Here is a 2976-nt window from a genome sequence, read left to right on the forward strand (position 1 = left end):
CGAGCATCTTTACTCTTAATGCAATTTCGCCGGGTCTGTGGTTGAGACAGCGGGGAAGTCGTTACGCCATTCGTGCCGGTCGGAACTTACCCGACGCCTGAGCGTCCGGCCTCACCCCGCCGCGCGGACCCGCGCGTCGGCCCTGGGCGCGTGCGCGGACTCGCGCCTCGCGCCGGCCGCGAAGCCCGGTCCTCGCGGCCGGGTGAGCGTCAGACGAGGCGCCGGATCTCGCCGTAGGCGCGGTAGAAGCCGCCGCGGCCGGACGGGCGCACCCCCTCGACGACGTAGCGGGCGCCCGCCTCGCGGATGTCCCTGGGGAACTGGACGTTCCACTCCTCGTACCCGGGGGTGGCGATTCGCACCCGCAGCCGGTCGCCCTCCCGCACGCACTCCACCAGCACGCCGGCGCCCGCCTCGGTGGTGGTCTCGACGACGACCGACGGTTCGACCGGGGCGAGCGTGGCCGCGGCCTTGACGTCCAAGGGCCGCGGGACCGTGCCCTGGCGGGCCGCGGCGATGGCCGCCTCGCTGGCGTCGATGCAGGCCAGTGTGCCGTCGGTGGTGACGATGTAGAGGCGGTCGTCGAGGAACTGCATGGACAGGGCGGAGCCGCAGCCCGTGCCGAGCTTCCACAGCCGCTCGCCGGAGGCGTCGAAGCAGTACACGGACGAGTGGTTGTCGCCGGCGAAGACGTGCCGGCCGTCAGGCGAGGTGGCGCAGGAGTAGACGTAGCCGTCGCACCGGTAGACGGCCTCGGTGCGGCCGTCGCCCTTGGCCAGCCGGTAGACGGCTCTGCCGGCGGTGCCCGCGTACACCGAGTGCCGCTCCTGCCAGCCGAACAGCACGTCGCCGGCCTCCTTGTTCTCCCACACGAGGGTCCCGTCGGAGGCGTCGTAGCGGGCGACGCCGTTGGAGTGGCCGTGGTAGACGGCGTCGTGGTCGCACCGGACCATCCAGGCGGACCCGCCGCGGCCGGTGCGCGCCCACTGGAACTCGTCCTCGTAGTCGATCGTGGTGATGCGCCCGTCCCGGTCGGAGACGCCGAGGATGCCGTCGCGGATGTCCAGCCAGTAGATGTCCACGTCGGCGGCGATCTCGTACGCGGACCGGGGCACCTTGCCGCTGAGGTCGTAGACGCGCCCGTCGTCGCAGCCGGCGTAGATCCAGAAGTCGTCGGCGACGATGCACTTGACGCCGTCGGGCAGGCGGTAGCGGTTGGTGACGGCGCCGGAGTGGGCGACGGTGTAGACGTCGCCGCGCTGGTTGCCGACCCAGCAGCGATCGGCGTCCACGAAGATGCCGAACGCGGCTGCGCCGCTGGCGAAGCGCCACAACACCGGCGCCTGCCGGGCGGTGGAGCGGCTGCTGGTGATCGCCCGGCGGGTGATCGCCCGGCGCTGCCGCACGCCTCGCACGGCCGGCGCGTAGCCCTTGCGGGCCTTCTCGCCGATCTTCTTGTCGGCCGCCGCCTGCGCCTTCGCCTCCGTCGGGAAGCTGGTGACCTTGGTCTGGCCGGCCTCACCGATGCGTCCATACGTGATCGTCACCTGGGTGCCGGACACGGTCACCTCGTAGAACTTGTGCGATCCGCCGTCGTCCTCCGACAGCTCCAGGTACGTCATGTCCGCTCTCTTCACACTCGGGCTGATCAACTGAGCGGGACACTAGAGCACCGCGGCGACAAATCGTGATAGTCCGGCTCAGTGGGTCCGGCGCGGTCCCCGGCCCACGACGTCCAGCGCCACCAGCAGAAGCGCCAGAGTCACGGCCCAGCCGAGGTGCACGCTCTCCCAGGCCGGTTCACCGGGGTAGAGCCACGGCCAGTACGGCCCGCGCAGCACCAGCGTGACCGAGAACACCGCCAGCAGGGCGCCCATCCCGATGAGCGCCGCGGCCTTGCCCTCGTAGCGGCGCGCGGCCGTCGTGGCCGCCAGCAGACCGGCCACGACGCACGTCGCGGCCTCCACCGCCATCCCCGGCACCCGCAGGACGCCGCCGCCGGGAAGCCGCGCCACCGCGATCGCGCACGCGACCGCCCACCACGCCCCGGCGGTCAGGGCCCCGGCCACGTAGCGGATCCGGTGGCGCAGCACGCGGGGGACCGGGCTCGCGGCGGTGCTCGCCGCCATCTCGTCGAGGACGGTGAACCCGGCGGCGGCGCCCAGCAGCGGTCCGGCCATCCTGAGCAGCGTGAGGGCGGTGCCGGAACCCAGCGGGGAGCCGGCGTCTATCACGCTGACCAGCACCACGGTCAGCAGGCCGGAGAGGAGCAGGGGGATCCAGTCGACGGCCCGCGCCACCGGCCTGATCAGGCGGATCATGAGCACGGCCGCCCCCTCATGGGTTCGGCGGCGAACTCGGGACGCAGCCCGAGCAGCGGCAGCGCCTGCCCGATGCCGGTGCGCGGGTCCACCAGCGTGTCCCAGTGCGCCCAGACGCGCTCCCGTGCCGCGGGCGAGGCCAGCAGCCGCCGCGCGTACCCCACCTCGGCCGAGCCGTAGCCGACGCCGAGGGGGAAGGGCCCCGTGGCATAGAAGGAGCCGCCGATCTGGATCTGCCTGTCCTGCGGCAGAGCGGGCGGGACGACCTGGCCGAGCAGCCAGAGCGCCACGACCGTGCGCGCCTGGCCGCCGGCGTCGCACACCTCCCGCGCGGAGGAGTTCGCCCGCCTCAGCCCCGTCACCTGGTTGACCAGGTCGGCGGCGAGGAACGCGCGGTGGTCGTCACCGGTCCCGGCGCGGCCCCACACCATGAGCGCCCTGACGGTCGGCGCGTCGTAGTCCTCGTACAAGAACCAGCTCTCGGTCCACTGCCGCACGACCGGCAGGCGGTCACGCCGCCGCGGGGGCAGCGCCTCGGCGACCGGGCCGGCCGCCGCGACCCACAGCGGGATCCACGACTCGTAGCCGGGGAAGGCGCATCGCCCAGTCGAGCCGCTGCGTGGGGTTGACGAGGTACGGGGCGCGGCGCGGCGGG

The 2976-nt window shown here is 73.2% G+C and carries 2 protein-coding genes and 1 pseudogene; all 3 read right to left on the bottom strand.

The features are described from left to right. Positions 1 to 209: 209 nt before the first annotated feature. Positions 210 to 1622, bottom strand: coding sequence for a WGR domain-containing protein (locus tag AB0H81_RS44415; RefSeq protein WP_358388452.1), 1413 nt, complete (start codon positions 1620 to 1622; stop codon positions 210 to 212). A 78-nt stretch (positions 1623 to 1700) separates the two neighbouring features. Then, on the bottom strand, positions 1701 to 2327 hold the full coding sequence (locus AB0H81_RS44420) for a hypothetical protein (protein WP_358388455.1): 627 nt from the start codon (positions 2325 to 2327) through the stop codon (positions 1701 to 1703). After that, positions 2318 to 2976 (bottom strand): annotated as a pseudogene (locus tag AB0H81_RS44425) (hypothetical protein); the annotation flags it as partial. The pseudogene AB0H81_RS44425 and the gene AB0H81_RS44420, both read right to left, overlap by 10 nt.

It is taken from the genome of Nonomuraea sp. NPDC050691 (assembly GCF_040654455.1).
Lineage (GTDB): Bacteria > Actinomycetota > Actinomycetes > Streptosporangiales > Streptosporangiaceae > Nonomuraea.